The 18,498-nt window shown below is 38.6% G+C and carries 8 protein-coding genes and 1 pseudogene; 5 read left to right on the top strand and 4 right to left on the bottom strand.

Features of this window, described 5'->3' with window-relative positions:
- Window positions 1–16 precede the first annotated feature (16 nt).
- A complete protein-coding gene (putA, locus tag H0U71_07595; GenBank protein ID MBA2654908.1) occupies window positions 17–3,157 on the top strand; it encodes a bifunctional proline dehydrogenase/L-glutamate gamma-semialdehyde dehydrogenase PutA in 3,141 nt (1,046 codons plus the stop codon).
- On the opposite strand, the gene H0U71_07590 is transcribed toward putA, so the two are convergent.
- A complete protein-coding gene (locus H0U71_07590; protein MBA2654907.1) occupies window positions 3,111–5,570 on the bottom strand; it encodes a hypothetical protein in 2,460 nt (819 codons plus the stop codon). The genes putA and H0U71_07590 overlap by 47 nt on opposite strands.
- 419 nt (window positions 5,571–5,989) lie before the next feature.
- A complete protein-coding gene (locus tag H0U71_07585) occupies window positions 5,990–6,835 on the bottom strand; it encodes a GTP-binding protein (protein ID MBA2654906.1) in 846 nt (281 codons plus the stop codon).
- 333 nt (window positions 6,836–7,168) lie between these two features.
- Here H0U71_07585 and H0U71_07580 point away from each other — a divergent pair.
- Window positions 7,169–8,340: pseudogene (locus H0U71_07580) on the top strand (integrase).
- 417 nt (window positions 8,341–8,757) lie between these two features.
- Here the strand turns inward: H0U71_07580 and H0U71_07575 are convergent.
- A complete protein-coding gene (locus H0U71_07575; GenBank protein ID MBA2654905.1) occupies window positions 8,758–9,291 on the bottom strand; it encodes a hypothetical protein in 534 nt (177 codons plus the stop codon).
- Between the two features lie 181 nt (window positions 9,292–9,472).
- On the opposite strand from H0U71_07575, the gene purL reads away from it, so the two are divergent.
- Complete coding sequence (gene purL, locus H0U71_07570) at window positions 9,473–13,351, top strand: phosphoribosylformylglycinamidine synthase (GenBank protein ID MBA2654904.1); 3,879 nt, start codon at window positions 9,473–9,475, stop codon at window positions 13,349–13,351.
- Window positions 13,352–13,410: 59 nt separating this feature from the next.
- Window positions 13,411–14,676 (top strand): MFS transporter, encoded by a 1,266-nt coding sequence (locus H0U71_07565; GenBank protein ID MBA2654903.1) that lies wholly within the window; start codon window positions 13,411–13,413, stop codon window positions 14,674–14,676.
- Between the two features lie 63 nt (window positions 14,677–14,739).
- On the opposite strand, the gene H0U71_07560 is transcribed toward H0U71_07565, so the two are convergent.
- Window positions 14,740–17,148, bottom strand: coding sequence for an ankyrin repeat domain-containing protein (locus H0U71_07560; protein MBA2654902.1), 2,409 nt, complete (start codon window positions 17,146–17,148; stop codon window positions 14,740–14,742).
- An 844-nt stretch (window positions 17,149–17,992) separates the two neighbouring features.
- On the opposite strand from H0U71_07560, the gene H0U71_07555 reads away from it, so the two are divergent.
- On the top strand, window positions 17,993–18,376 hold the full coding sequence (locus H0U71_07555; protein ID MBA2654901.1) for a hypothetical protein: 384 nt from the start codon (window positions 17,993–17,995) through the stop codon (window positions 18,374–18,376).
- The last annotated feature ends 122 nt before the right edge of the window (window positions 18,377–18,498 follow it).

Raw genomic sequence — 18,498 nt, 5'->3', positions numbered from 1 at the left:
TATATCAGGAGCAATGATGATTTTTACCGAATCCATAACCGAGCAATCGCCTCTGCGTAAAGAACTTGATGCCATATATAGGGCGGATGAAACCGCGTGTGTCAATAAATTACTGGATAGTCTCGATTTGACCGAAGGTCAGCTGAATCATATTCAACAAACAGCACGCGAGCTAGTCATAGAGGTACGAAAAGAAAGGGTTGGCAAGGGTGGATTAGACTCGTTCTTATATCGTTACGATTTATCGAGCGAGGAAGGCATTGCCTTGATGTGTTTGGCCGAAGCGTTATTGCGTATTCCTGATAATAAAACCATTGGCTTGCTTATAAAAGACAAAATCACGTCTGCTGACTGGCAATCTAACGTCGGTAAAAGTGATTCTTTGTTTGTTAACGCGGCCACCTGGGGGCTGATGTTAACCGGCAGAGTTCTTAGCCGTGATCAAGAAAATCCTAACCGCTTGCGGAACGTGCTCAAACGTTTTATAGAAAAAACGGGTGAGCCCATTATCCGCAGAGCAGTTGGTGAAATGATGAAGATTTTGGGCAAACAGTTCATCCTCGGAGAAAATATCGAAGAAGCATTAAAAAGATCGGTTGAACGTGAGGAAATTGGCTACCGTTTTTCTTATGATATGCTCGGCGAAGCAGCTAGAACCCAGAAAGATGCAGAACGCTATTTTACCGCCTACCAAAATTCAATTCAGGCAATTGGTCAACATGCTAAGGGACGGGGTTATATTGCCGGTCCCGGCATTTCAGTTAAGTTATCTGCATTGCATCCTCGTTATGAGTTTTCCAAACGATTTAAAATAGTTCCTGACCTCGTTGAAAAATTAACCTCGTTGGTATTGCAAGCGAAAGAAGTTGGTATAGGACTTACGGTAGATGCAGAAGAAGCAGATCGATTAGATCTTTCGCTCGATATTCTAGAAGCAGTGTTTGCCGACCCTCGTTTAGAAGATTGGGAAGGTTTAGGGTTAGCCGTACAAGCATATCAAAAGCGTGCTTTCTATTTAATTGACTGGCTGGCAGACCAAGCAAAAAAACACAAAAGAAGGTGGATGTTACGACTTGTTAAAGGAGCCTATTGGGATTCTGAAATTAAAGAAAGCCAGGTGAAAGGTTACAATAGTTATCCGGTTTATACGCGTAAAGTAAATACCGATCTTTCCTATATTGCCTGCGTCAAAAAAATTATTGAGTCGCCTACTGCTTTTTATCCTATGTTCGCTACCCATAATGCGCATACCGTCGCTGTCATTTTAGAATTGATGGGCAACAATAGAGACTTTGAATTTCAGTGTTTGCAAGGAATGGGACGGGCACTTTACGACCAAATTGTCGCTAAAGATAAACGGGATATTCCATGCCGTGTCTATGCACCTGTCGGATCACATGAAGATTTATTACCCTACTTAGTGCGACGATTATTAGAAAATGGCGCTAACACCTCTTTTGTTAATCGCATTGTCGATGAACAGTTGCCTATAAAAGATATTATTGGCGATCCTATTTCTAAGGTTAAAGAAAATATAACTAAACCGCATCCGCACATTCCTTTGCCAGGGGATCTTTATGGTTCTGAACGCAGAAACGCTAAGAGCTATGATCTCAGCAATATTGAAGTAGCTAAAACACTGGATGCTGAAATGTCCAAATGGCAAACGCATCAATGGCAAGCAAAGCCATCGCTTAGAGATGCCACCGTCCAACACGCATCAAAAGAAGTGTATGAACCTAATAATCGCACTCGAATCTTAGGTAAGGTAAGCGATGCAACGACTGACGAAATTGAATTTGCAATCGATAAAGCATTTAGTGCAAGAGAAGCGTGGGATAGGACGCCAGTTGCAAATCGTGCCCATCTCCTGCAAGTAGCGAGCGATCTACTAGAAGAGCATATGCCTGAATTAATGGCATTGATCATTCGAGAAGGGGGTAAAACATTGCCTGATGCTATTGCAGAAGTACGCGAAGCTGTCGATTTTTGTCGGTATTATGCGGTTAAAGCTCAAGAAGATCTTGCACCAAAATCATTAGTGGGTCCTACCGGGGAAACTAATCAATTACAAATGCATGGTCGAGGGGTATTTGTTTGTATTAGTCCTTGGAATTTCCCGCTGGCTATTTTTAGTGGTCAGGTAATGGCTGCCTTGGTGGCGGGCAATTCTATTATTGCAAAACCTGCTGCTCAAACACCCTTAATTGCCGCACGTGCTGTGGAAATTTTTCATCAAGCAGGCATTCCAAAACACGTATTGCAACTGCTACCCGGTGAAGGACGTACTGTGGGCAATACTCTTATTTCTGATGAGCGTATTAGTGGTGTTTTATTTACGGGTTCAACAGAAACTGCGCGTCATATCAATAAAACCTTAGCTGAACGTAAAGGCCCTATTATTCCATTTATTGCAGAAACTGGCGGTCAAAACGCAATGATAGCGGATTCTTCTGCATTGCCAGAGCAATTGGTCATGGATGTGCTTTCTTCTGCATTTTATAGTGCAGGACAGCGTTGTTCCGCACTTCGAGTGTTATTCATTCAGGAAGAATTAGCAGATAAAGTCATCAAAATGTTACAAGGCGCTATGTCGGAATTAGTCATTAATGATTCGACTTTTCTAGAGACGGATATTGGTCCAATAATTGATGAAAAAGCGGTAGCAGGGTTAGAAGCGCATGCTCAAAAAATGCAAACAGTCGGTAAGTTAATTCATGAAGCAACATTAGGGCCGCAGACAGAAAATGGTGCTTTTTTTGCGCCACGTGCTTTTGAAATTGCAAGTTTGAGTATGTTGGAACGTGAAGTATTTGGTCCTATTTTGCATGTTATTCGTTATAAACAAAACGCGCTTGATCAGGTCATTGCTGCCATTAATGAAACAGGGTACGGATTAACCCTGGGTATTCAAAGTCGTATTGATGAAACCATTCGCTATATTCAACAACGTGTGCACGCAGGTAATACCTACGTCAATCGTAATATGATTGGCGCGGTGGTAGGAGTGCAACCTTTCGGAGGCGAAGGCTTATCTGGAACAGGGCCAAAAGCAGGCGGACCACATTATTTGTCAAGGTTATGTGTTGAACGAACAGTGACTGTGAACACTACTGCAGCAGGGGGGAATGCAAGTCTTCTTTCGCTTCTTGAGTAGCTTCTGAAGCGGGATTGTTTTGTTCATACTTAAGAATTTCATTCCATATTTTATGCAAATCCCGAGAGATTGAGTCTAATACTATAGAAGTGGTGCCTTCCGAATGAAAAATATTTTTAAAATTGAACCAGGTAGAGGTAGTGCGAGTAACTTTGGTAAAACCTGAATTAATTTCTTTTGCCTTATCAATAATGACTTTAAGATCTTCTATTGAATTCGCGCCTTTTAATTGCTTAATAACGCCCTCTAATAACTGTATTTTATCCTTTGTAAGAGATGAGCTTTTAAATGTATTCTTGAGCGAATTGGAAGTCAGTAAATCTTTTTCTCTTTTTATCTGTATGTTAAGTACATGAATAATAGAGCGGCGCTGAATGTCTACGTCAGTATTGCCAATAGTAAAGTAGATAAGATCTTTTGCCATATCTAATACGCGAATTTCTTTATTATAAGATGCAGTTAGTTCGATTAAAATATCCCTTACTTCACGAGGAAATTCATGTTTGGGAATACTATGCTCTGAATCTTTTTTAACGCCGAATGTGCCACAGCCACCACCTCCTAATCCCGGTAATAAATTATAATGTTTCGCATTGGCAAGTAATAAAATATTATTTTTAATGATTTTTTGGATTTGCGGGTTTTGGGAATCTAGTGTATAAGTTCCAAAAATCTCCCGACAAAATGAAACCATGGCGGTTCTAAACATGAGTAATCCGTCGCGATCCTTGCCGCTTTCACAAGAAGAGTTAATAGCAATATTAATATGATTTTGCAGCAAGGAAACGAGGATATTGGTATAGCAGGCAATGAGAAGATTTTGATTATCCTCATCGAGAACTGATAATTTCTTCCCCATGAGAAAACGCATGGCGCATGAAACTTCAATAATACTGCAGAGATTTGTAATATTTTCTGTGTCGTTTGGGTGCTCTCTAAGTAGTCTTTCTCTTAGTAAATTTAAAGGTGTTAGTAAGCGTGCTTGGTAGCTTTTCTCATCAAGTTCCTCTTTTGCATTTACATATTCTTTGAAAGAGCTAAAAAAACTTTTCTCTTGGTCGGTTAAATCGTATTTGCTTTCAAAAGTAGCGGGAATTTTTTCGGTTACTAACGATAAAACCTTGGTTATACCCGTGAAATCATTGACGGGAAGGAGGCCGCCCATCTCAGGCGCTAATCTACCAGGGTTTTGAGGGAGATTAGCATGAAGAAAGCCTGCTTTTCCTGCAAGCCAATGAGTGCCCTCCACTATTTTTTTATCATTTCCCACGGGATTTATTCCCGTGTTTAGTGTGAGTGCGAGAATAACTTCTGCGTCAGTAATAGATTTGAGTTGTTCTGCATTAAGCCTAGCCAAACGTTTATTTTCTTTTTTAAATTCTTTTTGATGTTCTTTATTTTTTCCCAAGGTAATGAGAGTTCCCGAATGGTAAGCATCTGTTGTAACCACCGCTTTATTTTCTTCTGGGTACAAAACCCCAAACACAGAATGATACCAATTGCGTAATCCTGGAAGGGGAAAAGCGCGTGATTGGGTAGTTATCATACGGTCGTCATCCAAGATAAAGCCTGCGTGTTGATCAACTAACGTTTGTTGCCACTTGGGTAAAAAATCAAACCATTTTTCCTTATTTTCTTTATTTTTAATATGACGATTTTCATATTCACTTTTTAACGCGGGGGTTAAGCGGGTGAGTGCACAATCAGCTTGAAAAACTGTAACGTTTTCATCGTTCTCATCTTTTAAGTTTAATACGGTGACAATGTTTTTTGCTGCTGTTTCGAGATTAGTGAAATCTTTGGCTACTTTTAATCGGTAACGCGCATCTTCGAACGAAATTGTGGCGTTATTATTGTTTTTTTCTGCATCGATATTAAGTTGATGCGCAATATTATTGATGAGTACCGTATTGAATTGGGCAAAAAGAGTTATAACTTCCTGAATATCTACATCATTCTTCATATTGGCTAGAATGGTCCAATAATTACGTAACATGTCTGCAAGATAGGTTTGAATTTCTTGATATCTCTCAGGAGGCAATAGTAATTTTGTGGCACGGATATAATTAATGCCCATGATGATGTAGGGTTCGATAGGGTTTTTTTGCGGTGGCTGACAATACCTTGCATCTCTCACCAGCGTTTCAAGTTTGGTTAGATCATCGGCGGGTAATCTATGCCATTTAATGCCTTGCTTAAAATCCATCAATTCGGTTAAGAGATCAATGGCGACACTGTAATCCTCCCGCTTAATTGCGGTCATGATTCTAACCTTATAGTCTCTTACATCACTCAGTGGTGGAATGGCGTTTTGTGGATCCACATTTACCAGATCAGTTTTGGCAAAATTAAGCATATAATCTGCGTATTGCTGAGCAAAAGGTAATTTAGCAGGAAGAGTTGGATCTACCATTCTCGACTTCTCTCTTTATTGGAAATGGCTATTATAATCTAATTTTATTAAATATAGATTTTCAGATTTGAAATTAAAGATCGGTTACCTTATGGGAAATTTTGCACTCAGTGAAGTGCCAAATTTATTCATATTATCATTACCTTTCGATTTTTTTATATGGAAATATATAAATCCACCTAAGTTTTTTGCCATATTGGGAAGCGCTACATTAACAATGGTGACATCAATTATCATCATGAAAAAACCAAAGCACAGTGCAATTAATGAGCATCGATTTATTTTGTTTTATATCTGTGGTTAATGACTGATTCATGCTTTTGATGCAACTTTTTTACAGTTTTTAGGCGCTAAGGTGCGGAAGCTGCGATTTGCCGCCACTTTTATATTTTGGGGTATTGGAGTTTAATTATTCTATTTTAGGATTTATCAAATCGAGCAATGAACTCACCTAATTTGCCATCCTCTAGAATTTTATTATCATCTTGCAATTCTTGATTAATTAAAAGCCTTTCAACAGCCTTAGTTTTTTTTTCCCAACTGTAGCCTTTGAAAATGGATAGCCCAGTTCGTAGAAGGTCAAGGATCGGATGCTTTTGATGATATTCATTTCTATATGAGAGATAAGCGGTTAATCCAGCCTTTTTATTCTCAAACGATGGGTCATATGGGTTGAATTTCATTTTAGAACTTGAATCCGATAAATTTGTCTTTAATTTGGACTGTTCATGGAGTGTCAGTTGATCCTGAGCAATTTTTAAAAAGAATGCATTAATTCCATCACCTGTTTTTGCGGACACTTCAAAATAATTATCTTTTCCTGAAATCTGGCGGATTGTATCAATAGCTTTTTGTTCATCTGTTTTATCCCTATTGGAACCAATAATTGATTGATCAAGCAAATCTTTTTTATTTCCGATTATATAAATTGGAACTTTAGACTGTAGTGCTTTCGCTCTTTGTATCCATTCAACTTGAGAATGAAATGTCTCCGGTCTACTTAAATCAAAGACAAAAACAAAAACAGATGCCCCCCGAAAATAGGACTCCTGCATCTTCATGAACTCTTGATTGCTCGCAATATCCCAAATTTGCAATTTGATTGCTTTGCCCTTGACAGTCCTGGTTATTGAAGCAAACTCCACTCCAATAGTAGGTTCATATTTATCTGGAATCTCATGATCTGTTAATTGAAGACAAATACTCGATTTACCAACTTTAGCTGAACCCCCTAAAACAATTTTAAAGAGGTGATCATACAACATAAGATTTACCTTTATTTCAGTGGTTGTTAGTGTACTTCGATTTTTATTGTAACTTAATTATTACCGTATAAATATTAATAAATTATTAAATTTGTTTTTGTAGAGTACCGAATGAGTTGCCTCACCTCACATCTCCAAATAGCTCATTGATGCGCGCTATTTGGAACTTGCTATATCTTACATTCCAATGATTAAGGAAACCTTACAAACCACAGAAAACTTTTGGAGACGAGTTGCCTCACATTAAAACTAACCGAACGGGCTGCTAACAGCCTCTAAAATACCCAACGTTGCCTCATAATTCACCTAACCGAAGCAAAAAGGTGAATTTTTATGAGTGAATCAATAAAGAAGCTTAATATTGAGCTATTCCGCCGTCGCTACTTTCGTTCTACCCGCAAAGACAAGACCAAACTCTTGGATGAGCTGTGTGATTTACATGGGTTTAATCGTAAGTATCTTTTGCAAGTTTTTAACGGGCTGACCAGAAAACAGCACCTAAAAAGAGGTCCCAAGCGTCGTTATATTGCAAAAGATTTGTTGGAACCCCTGATCCGAATTTGGCTTGCCACAGATCAAATGTGCAGTAGAAAATTAACGGCAGCCATTATGTTGTGGTTACCGTATTATGAAAAGGAATACGGTTATTTAGAAGAAGAAATAAAAAATAAATTATTAACAATGAGTCGTTCGACAATAGATCGTCTGCTTAAATCTTCACGATTGAAATTTAAAAGACACGGACTGACTGGAACAAAGCCCGGTTACCTATTAAAAAATCAAATCCCTATCAAAACTGATCATTGGGACGTGACAAAACCTGGCTTCATGGAAGCAGATACAGTTGCTCATTGTGGCAATACTATGGCAGGTAATTTTGTTTGGAGTGTTACGCTAACTGATATATTTTCAGGTTGGATGGAGGCTAGGGCTATTTGGAATAAAGGTGCGGAAGGTCTTGTAAAACAAGTAAAAATATAGAAGACCTGTTACCTTTCCCACTTTTAGGATTTGACTGTGACAATGGCAGTGAATTTTTAAATTGGCATTTAATGCGGTATTTTACGGAGAATCGTAAAGAAGAAGTGCAATTTACAAGATCACGTCCATATAAAAAAAATGATAATGCTCATGTTGAGCAAAAGAATTGGTCTTATGTTCGACACCTACTAGGCTATGATCGATTTGATGATTCGAAAATTGTATTACTCCTAAATGATCTGTATACCAATGAGTGGAGCCTTTATCAGAATTACTTTTGTCCTACGATGAAATTATTGGAGAAAGAAAAGATTAATTCGAAATATCGCAAGCGATACGATAAACCTAAAACGGCACATCAGCGATTAATCTCTTGCTCCGATATAGCAAACGAAGTTAAGAATAAACTGAATAGACAGTATGAGAAATTAAACCCATTTTTGCTAAAGAAAATAATAGAGCAGAAGCTAAAACGTATTTTTAAATATGTAATCGTCTCTTCAAAAGTTAGAAAAAGAATTTAAATCCCTGTGGACTTTGTTAACATGTGGATAACCTAGAAGGTTACCCACGAAGTTAACAAGGGCCCACAGGCAACAACAAAAGTCTCATTTTTAATAAAAATTTGGGTTAGGTGAATTGTGAGGCAACGTTAGTTGGCTATAAGCAGTCCTAAAGTTAGGTATTTCCGTGAGGCAACGCGCAGCCTCATGACAACCGCATCAAACCCCCCGTGACAAACATTTGAGGCTTGAATTTCCCTGGATTTCGCTACGCTACATCCAGGCTACTTTGAGGGTGTTGTAGCCTAGATGTAGCGTAGCGAAATCCAGGGTTTATTCAGTTTGATGCGGTTGCCATGAGATAGCCTTTTGTACTGGGCAAAAAATGAGTTTTACTTGCTGTCGTCCCGCGACACTCCCCCACATCCCGCGACTTGATCAATTAGCGTTATTTTTACATTCCATCTTCGAGGCGATCGAAGATAAGTTGACGATCAGAGGCTGTTTAATTTTGCTGGCGTATTTGAAATCATAATTTAGCGTATGGATTTCTTGGCAAGTGGTGTTATTGTTGCCCGCGATAGGAGCAGATAAGAAAATAATGTCGCCTACCCCCACCCCTTGGGTAAGAGGTTTAACCGTAAATCGTTTCACTTCACCCGCAAATAAGTGCTTACCATTGAAGACAACTTCGCCCGAAGAGGCTTTGCTCTCGAGAGTATATTCGGTGGGAGTATCATTCATCACATCGATCATAAGATCGGGAATAGCTGTCATATCAACACGGCCCCCTGCAGCGACAACTCCTATTTTATTTGCCATGCTAGTGGTTGCGGTATATGCCTTTTCTATGCCTAAGGCATTATAGCTCCAGTGCCCGATACTCTTGCCGAAAATTAAAAATAGACTTGACCAGATAATAATACGCCATTGCCAGTTTTTTGTTTTTTGAGAATGCAAGGGTTGGTTCATTGTCTCGTCCTGAGTTTTTAGATGACATTATTCAAGTTTAGCAGAAATTAAGGGGGTCACCACTATGCTTGCTGGCGGGAGAGGTATTCTTTGAAGGAGGACAGGGCTTACCAAATAGGGTGATGGACTTTCAATAATATGCGGGTATCATTGTCAAAATCTTTTCAATTAAGGTGGTATTATGCTGGTTTATCGAGGCAAAAGCCCTCATTCTACTTTTCGAAAAAAAAAACTCCTGCAAACCTTACAAAAATACTCCTCTACCTTAATTGATATTGATGCGCGCAATCTTTACTTCATTGAATCAGAACCTCTTTCGCGAGAAGAACTTACTCAACTGATCAAAATTGTGGACGATACTTCCATACCCTGGTCCAGTGAAGGCCTTGCCAATGTGGTTTATGTGACGCCACGTTTTGGCACCCTTTCACCCTGGTCGTCAAAGGCAACCGATATTCTGCATGTGTGTGGCATAACTAAGGTGAGGCGAATAGAAAAGGGAGTAGCTTATCAATTTGAGTATTCTGCAATGCCTGCTGACCCTGTCTCTCCCCTTATTTTACCTTTATTACATGATCGTATGACTGAGGTAGTTAATTTTGATTTTACCGCATTAGAAAATTTATTTTTGCATCATGATTCAATGCCGAGTACTAGTATTTCCTTGGCGGGAAATGGAATAGAAAAGCTAAAAACTGCTAATGATGCACTGGGTCTTGCTTTATCAGATCAGGAAATTAATTACCTCAATCAAAGTTATGGCGAATTACAGCGTGACCCTTCAATTGCTGAACTAATGATGTTTGCTCAAATAAATTCTGAACATTGCCGCCATAAGATCTTTAATGCATCTTGGACGCTAGAAGAGGCTAGGAGCGAACGAAGTCTATTTGCCATGATTCGTAACACTTACCAGGTGACCCGTAAGGGAGTGTTGTCTGCTTATAGTGATAATGCGGCTGTCATTGAAGGGCATACCATAGACCATTTTTTTGTGCATCCCATTCACAAGCAGTATGAATATTTGCGTGAACCCTTGCACGCCGTGATCAAGGTAGAAACACACAATCATCCCACGGCCATTGCTCCTTTTGCAGGAGCGGCTACGGGAGCGGGCGGAGAGATTAGAGATGAAGGGGCCACCGGCATTGGTGCTAAGCCCAAGGCGGGTTTGGTCGGTTTTTCAGTTTCCAACTTACATCTCCCGGGGTTACCTCAGCCTTGGGAGCAAATATCTTGCTACCCTGAACACATCGCTACGTCCTTAGATATTATGCTCCAAGCGCCCATTGGCGCCGCCGCATTTAATAATGAATTTGGTCGCCCAAATATTTGCGGATATTTTCGCACCTATGAAATGCAACAGAGTTCTTCAGAAGGTGACAATTACGTCTGGGGTTATCATAAACCTATCATGATTGCAGGTGGGGTGGGCAATATACGTCCAATGTCTATCAAGAAGAAGGTTCTCGAGGCGGGCGCCAAGCTTATTGTTTTGGGTGGGCCAGCCATGTTAATCGGTTTAGGAGGAGGTGCAGCTTCCTCTATATTCTCAGGCAGTAGCCATGAAGAACTCGATTTTGCGTCTGTTCAGCGCAGTAATCCTGAAATGCAGCGACGGTGCCAAGAGGTGATTAATGCCTGTTTTGCGCTCGGTGAAGAAAATCCTATTATCTCCATTCATGATGTGGGCGCAGGCGGTTTATCTAATGCCCTCACTGAATTGGTTCATGACTCAAACAAGGGTGCATTAATTGAGCTGCGGGCTATTACTATTGCTGATGCCAGTATGAATGCAATGGAAATATGGTGTAATGAATCTCAAGAGCGTTATGTATTGGGAATTGACCCTAGAGATCTCAATCTGTTTCAAAGAATAGCTCTCCGAGAACGTTGCCCTTTTGCAGTGGTAGGGGACGTAAATGAAGCAAAGATAATCGAATTAAGAGATAGTAAATTTAATGAATCACCTGTTAATTTACCTTTAAATATTTTATTCGGTGAAGCTTCAAAGTTACATAAAACCATCGATACAGCGACAGACTTTGCCCCCCAACCCTTAAATATTAATCTTCCTATAAAAGAGTTAGTGCATCGTGTACTGCAACTTCCCAGTGTTGCTGATAAAAGTTTTTTGATCACGATAGGGGATCGTAGCGTTACCGGCTTAGTTTCACGGGATCAAATGGTAGGGCCTTGGCAGGTGCCGGTGGCGGATGTCGGTGTCACCGCAACCGGATATAACGATTATGTAGGCGAGGCTTTATCGATGGGCGAGCGATCACCGGTCGCATTAATCAATGCGCGGGCTTCTGCACGGCTTGCGGTGGGAGAAGCAATTACCAACATCATCGCCGCCGATGTTAAAAATCTATCAGATATAAAGTTATCTGCGAATTGGATGGCAGCTGCAAACTACGAAGACGAAGCAAGAAAGTTATATGAGGCAGTCCATGAAGTAGGTATGGAACTTTGCCCCGCACTTGGCATTTGTATTCCAGTAGGTAAAGATTCTCTTTCTATGCAAATGAAATGGAGTGATGAAACTAGAGAATATAATGTCGCTGCGCCACTTTCATTAGTCATCTCTGCATTCTCACCCGTAGAAGATATTCGGCGCACTTTAACACCCCAATTAGTCAATGTAGATTCTGAATTGTGTTTGATTGATCTAGGGTGTGGCAAAAATCGCTTAGGCGCTAGCGCACTAGCTCAAGTAGTGGGACAGATTGGCGGCGAAGCGCCTACTATAGATGACACGCACATCATCATCCACTTTTTCAATACCATTAAAGAGTTACGTGAAAAAAATCTTTTGCTTGCCTATCATGACCGCTCAGATGGTGGACTTCTTGCAACACTCGCAGAAATGATGTTTGCTTCGCATCTCGGCATAAGTGTCGAACTCGATAATATTGGCGATGATTTTATTGCCAATTTATTCAATGAGGAATTAGGTGCTGTTATTCAATACGAAATAAAAAATAAAAATGCAGTAATCGCCATCCTTGAAAAAAATAATTTAGCAGATTGTTTCCATCAATTGGGATCGCTTAACGACGATGATAAACTTAACATTTATTATAATAATCAGATGATGTTTTCCGAGTCGCGTATTCAATTGCATCGGCTCTGGTCAGCAACGAGTTATCAATTGCGTTCTCTAAGAGATAATCCGGTTTGTGCAGAGCAAGAGTTTGATCGGTTGTTGGATGCCTCTGACCCAGGTTTAAATGCGAGTTTAACGTTCAATATTCCTTCTTTAGCAATTATTAAAGGCGTAAAACCCAAAGTGGCAATTATTCGAGAACAAGGGGTGAATGGTCACGTTGAGATGGCAGCTGCATTTGATCGGGCAGGTTTTGCAGCGATGGATATTCATATGACGGATATTTTGTCAGGCGCTATTGAGCTACACAAATTTCAAGGAATAGTGGCTTGTGGTGGGTTTTCTTATGGTGATGTATTGGGGGCGGGAAAAGGCTGGGCCAACTCCATTTTATTTAATGAACGTGCACGAGAACAATTTTATAAATTTTTTAATTTGCCAAATGTATTTGGTTTAGGCGTTTGTAATGGTTGCCAAATGATGTCTCACCTAAAAGAATTAATCCCTGGTGCGGAAAGTTGGCCTACCTTTGCTCAGAATATTTCTGAGCAATTTGAAGCGAGATTATCAATGGTTCGTATTAATCCATCACCTTCAATTTTATTTCAAGGCATGGAAAACTCTGTTCTCCCTATCGTGGTATCCCATGGAGAAGGTAAGGTAGAGTTTGAAAACCCACAAGATATGCATCAATTAGTGAATGCTAACTTAATACCTTTACAGTATGTTGATAATAAGGGCCAGGTCACCGAAGCTTATCCATCGAATCCTAATGGCAGTGCGATGGGCATTACAGCATTAACGAATGCAGATGGACGATTCACGATCATGATGCCCCATGCTGAACGCATTTTTCGCAATGTCCAGTTCTCGTGGCGCCCCAGTGAATGGCAAACAGAAAATTCGCCTTGGTTGCAATTGTTTGTAAATGCCCGAAATTGGTTGCAGTAATAAAAACGAGAGAATCGTTACAAATAAACAAATACAAACACCGCTACGAGAAGTTACTGATGCAAAAAATTGATACCCTAAGTTCAACTCTAAAAAAATCTTCTTCAATAACTCCCTGGTTAATATGGGCCACTTCTGCAGTCTTCGTGTTATTTCAATTTTTTTTACAGTTAAGTAGTGGCGTAATAGTAGAAGATTTAATGAAATCTTTTGCGATTAATGCGTTGGGTGCGGGGATATTATCCAGCACCTATTATTATGTGTATGTGGCGTTACAAACCCCTGCTGGTATTTTTGTCGATCGTTTTGGCCCGCGAAAATTGTTAACGGGTGGCGCAATAATTTGTGCGGTGGGCTGTTTTCTGTTTGCGAGTGCTAAATATATATTAATGGCTGAGTTGGGTCGATTATTCATGGGCGCGGGCTCTTCATTTGCATTTGTGGGTTCTCTCTATTTAATCAGTCAATGGTTTGCGGTGGAAAAATTTGCGTTAATGGTAGGCATCGCAGAAACCATTGGCACCATCGGAACGCTAGTAGGCAACATTTTTTTGGCATCCCTATTAACCAACTATGGGTGGCGAAAATGTATGATGGTTTCTGCATTGATTGCTATATTGATAGGAATAGCGTCGTGGTTAATTATTCGTGACAAGCCTGAAAAATCCTCGACACAAAGACCTGCCATTCAAACTGATACGCATTTTTTGTATCATACCCTGCAATTATTAAAGTCCAAAAAAGCCTGGTTAAATGGTATTTATTCTGGATTATTATTCAGTGTCGTAACGGTCTTCGTAGCATTGTGGGGAATTCCTTTCTTAGTTAAGGTACATCATACAACCATTACTATGGCGACTATTATGGGTTCTTTTGTCTTCTTAGGGCTCGCGGTGGGTTGTCCTATCATCGGAATTTTCTGTAATCGTATACGTAATAGAAATTATTTAATGGCGGGATGCGCCTTGGTGGCATCAATATTAATGACTATTATATTATTGGCTACTTCTTTATCTATCCCTGTCATTTGTGTCGTTATGTTTTTCTTGGGCCTAGTGTGTAGCAGTTATGTAATCAATTTTGCAATTGCAAAAGAATTAGCTCCACCGGAAGCGGTGAGTACCAGCATCGGTTTTACTAATACCTTATCAGTCATCACGGCCCCCTTAATGCAGCCTTTAGTAGGTGGCATTCTACACTTGATGAATCACTCGAAAACATTGTCCGGCATCGAAATTTATTCTGTATTTGATTATCAAGTAGCACTTTTTATTGTGCCCATCGGACTTATTGCCGCTGCTATAATTGCTTTATATATTGACTAGTATCTTTCTTGAGCCCTCACTCCCGCGACTAGGCTTGTGATAATTAGTTGAGCCATTTCTGGGCTATCTAAATCTTGAAAGCAAGGGTATTTCATCATTCTCTTCATTTTCATCATCAGCGCTAGCGTAATCATCTCTAATAACAAGAATATTTGCTGGATCGTCTTCATGATCAGAATCATTATCCTTAGTTGCAACGATTTCATTTTCTGTTTCTTCAGTAATCTCTAGAATGACTTTTTTCGAGAAACGCTCTACAAGTTCCGTGTGATTTTTATCAGATTTATTATTCAAACACTCTGTATTAAGTGGAAAAAAGGTAACTTTTCGATGACTGTGCGTGCTTAAGTTAGCAATCTTATTAGCTTTAGGTAAATCATCAGATGGATTTGATATGATCTCATTTAGCCTGGCAATCATGTCCAAAAATTCTTGACGTAAATCCGTTAGTAATTTTATGAGTTCTTTAATTTTTAGATTAGGATTATCTAATTTTGACAATATATCAAAAATACTTTTCGCGTGAGGATTGTCCCTGTCCATTTGCCAAATAATGTCTTCGATTAAAGTCACTAAATTCTCAAATGTTTCCTTATGTTTAGAGTACATGTATGCAATATTGAGTAATGTATAAACACGGTAGAATATGAGGGCCACTGGATTTGATTTTGAGGCTGGATTATGAGGAGTGGGATTAGGGCTAGGGGGTGCATAAATTTGACAAACAAAAAAAGTTGATCTCATCAGTATATACATTCCGCCAAATATTGCTGTAAGTAAGCTAAAGATACTTTCCACTACACGCAGATCTGAATGTTTTTTAGAGTTAGAATCTTTCATGGTTATTGCTGTACCGTAAATTCCAAGTGCAGTTATCACCAGCAATAAGAGGTATGTAGTAGCATCAATTACTTCAACCCTTGGCCATAGGGTTTTAGACAGCTCATCGTTAAAGGAATCAATGCTATCAACCGATTTTTGGAGATAATAAATACAAAAAGTAATATCGGTGGCATTAACGGGTTTATTAGTTGCTAAATCTCCGATCTTTGAAATAAACTCTTCTGAAAGAGTGACTGTCATATTTTGTCTAACTTGCCTCCATCCGGGATTATTTCTAGTTGTTCTAATCCGACCAATAATCAAGTCTTGTAAATGCGCAGGTTGATGCAATTTCAATATATCTAAAAATATTTCTAACGATTTTTCAGATTGGATTTTTGCGGCTTCATCTGTTTTGGTGGCTAATATTGCTGTGGCTAGAGTATAAAGGTCAGCAGGCTTATAGCCAAACTGGTGAAGTCTTTTTTCAATGCTATCCAATAAACTCTCAATAGATTTGTAATCATTAGGTTGCTCTAAGTCATCACTAAGAGATTTTAATTTATGATATAGACTAAATAATAATTGAGTAATTTCTTGAGGCAGTTTTGACCAGTAAGACCAATTGAGTGTTAATGAACTTAATAATATTTTATAAGTCACATATGTTTTATTTGTATCTTGGAAATTGCGCGATCTAACTCGGTGCAGTAATTCTTTGGCGGTTTGGAATTGGGATAAATTAGTAATTGCAACCGCACAATTTTTGTCTGCTTCAGAGACTATTGATAATTCTTCTCCATTTTCAGGCTGAATTTTGTGGAATGAACCTATAAGAAATTGATAGTCTAAATTAAGATTCATCGCAAATAACTCTTTTGGCAATACTTTTCCTGACAAGCCTCCAAATAATGAAAGAAGTTCGATTATTTCATGGTTTGGAGCGTGCCCGCCATTTGATGTAATTAATTGACTAAGTTGTTCATTCGATAAATGTATTTTGCTAGACTTATCTTTATTAAGCTCGTCGAGCAACAGGGAAAACTTTTCAAAGTCATCCAGTATTATTGTTTCAGCTATTCCACTCGCGTTAATATAATTAAGATCGTGGTTCACTAGAATATAACTATCCTCATATTTGTGCCAAGTGAGTGGCAAAGAGGGCATTATGTACAGGTCATGTCCATTGCTTGTATTTGCCATCGCTAAATCTAAAGTGGTCCTCCCTGCATTTATAGTGGAAGCATCAGGATTAATTCCTTGTACCAATAACCATTCAACTGTCTTCGGGTCATTGTTTTCAATGCCCAGATGTAAAAGATTTTTACCCTCATTATGCGTAAATACATTAGCTCCCTTTGCTTGTATTAATTTAGCGATTGCTAAACTTCTTTTAGAGATGGAACAATATAATGGAGTTTCTCCTCTTAAATTTTTGGTATCCACGTTAATATGCGGTAGTTTTAAAAGTAACAGAGTGATTTCAAGATTGTTATTTCGAGCTGCATGATGAAGAAATGTGTCGCCTTCATGGTCAGCCCCATTAATATCAATTTTGTTTTTTATCTTCTTTGGAAAGTTTGGACTAGTTGTGGAGATTAATAATTCTGCAAGCATATTATCTTCATCAATTATTGCGGTCTTCAACATTGATTCTATCTGATTAAAACCCATAGATACATCTCAATTTTTTTGTTGGAAAAATTACGCAGAAGGTGGTTTTTTTATAAAAAATTCAGGTAGTCTTAGAGTATTATCAATTATCACAAATAAAGCAATTTTTAAAATATTAAGCTAGCATTAAAAAAATGCGATATCTTTATAATAAAAATCAGCTAATGTTTATTATGATCGATAATAGGCAAGCGAAATGAGATAACTGGCAGTAATAAAATCAAAACAGCGATCGCATTCCAACCGGTCGAAAACATTATTAAAAAATCCTTTCTCAAAGTAAATGCTATTTTTTCGGAGCTAAAAAATTCGCACAACGATCACATCTTAAATTATCCGTTATACTTATTCCGATAAAACGAATCATTTAATGTGATCCCTCCTTCATATTCCGCGTGATTCGTTTAATGCAACATAGCCTATAAACAAAGTTGAATTTATTCTGGATTATTATTATGTGTCGTAACGGTCTGTGTGGCATTCCCTTCATTATCAGCTTTTTCTAAATTACACGTGTTAATTATCATTAATATCGCTAAAAGTATGTTGCGTCACTACTATACGCTTCTCAAAAAAAATTATTATTACATTTTTTTTCGCATAATAATTGGCGGGTTGACGTGTAAAACAAAAATATATTTGACGCATCGTTTAAATAATTGTATCGTGATGAACTGCTAACAGCATCTAACGAAAAAAACGCAACTCGGCAAAAAGCTTTATATCGCTTTTTCGCATGTGTGTCTGGTTTTAAATATTATGGCTCACCAGCATAATCCGCATTAATTTTATTAATCTCAAAAACTAATAGGGGAAAATAATGCCTGCTAAACTAAAGCTTAATGAGGGTGCAAATATAGATGATGATCTATTAAAAGAGAAGGTTCAAGGAGAAAAAAGAAGCCCCTTCAAAAAATTTTTACGAGTGTGCGCAATAGGTCTACATTTACTTGTACCAGTTATAGGATGGGCAAGACTTTGGAAAAAAACGGTTACTATTTATCCTGGTGAACTAGGGCTAAGTCAAAATTCCAATACAGGCGAATATATTCTTTTACCTCCTGGTCGGTATATATTATTGTCTCCCTTTCATAATTTTACTCAACGCGTACAAGTTAATCAAAAGGTAGTTAAACTAGGTCCCTTTGCAATAGTCACGGCTGATAGCGGTGAAGTGGCTGTTACAAATAAGAATGGAGTATAATGACCCCCACATTTTAGACCAGCAAAGAAATAAATTTTGAGAGATAATACCCTCTAACCGGAGGTAAAAATGGCAAAGAACAAGAAGTGGTCGGCAGTAGCAAAATTTGAAATTGCATTACT

It is taken from the genome of Gammaproteobacteria bacterium (assembly GCA_013697705.1).
Classification (GTDB): domain Bacteria; phylum Pseudomonadota; class Gammaproteobacteria; order UBA6002; family UBA6002; genus UBA6002.
This window is presented reverse-complemented; position numbering and strand designations above follow the sequence as displayed.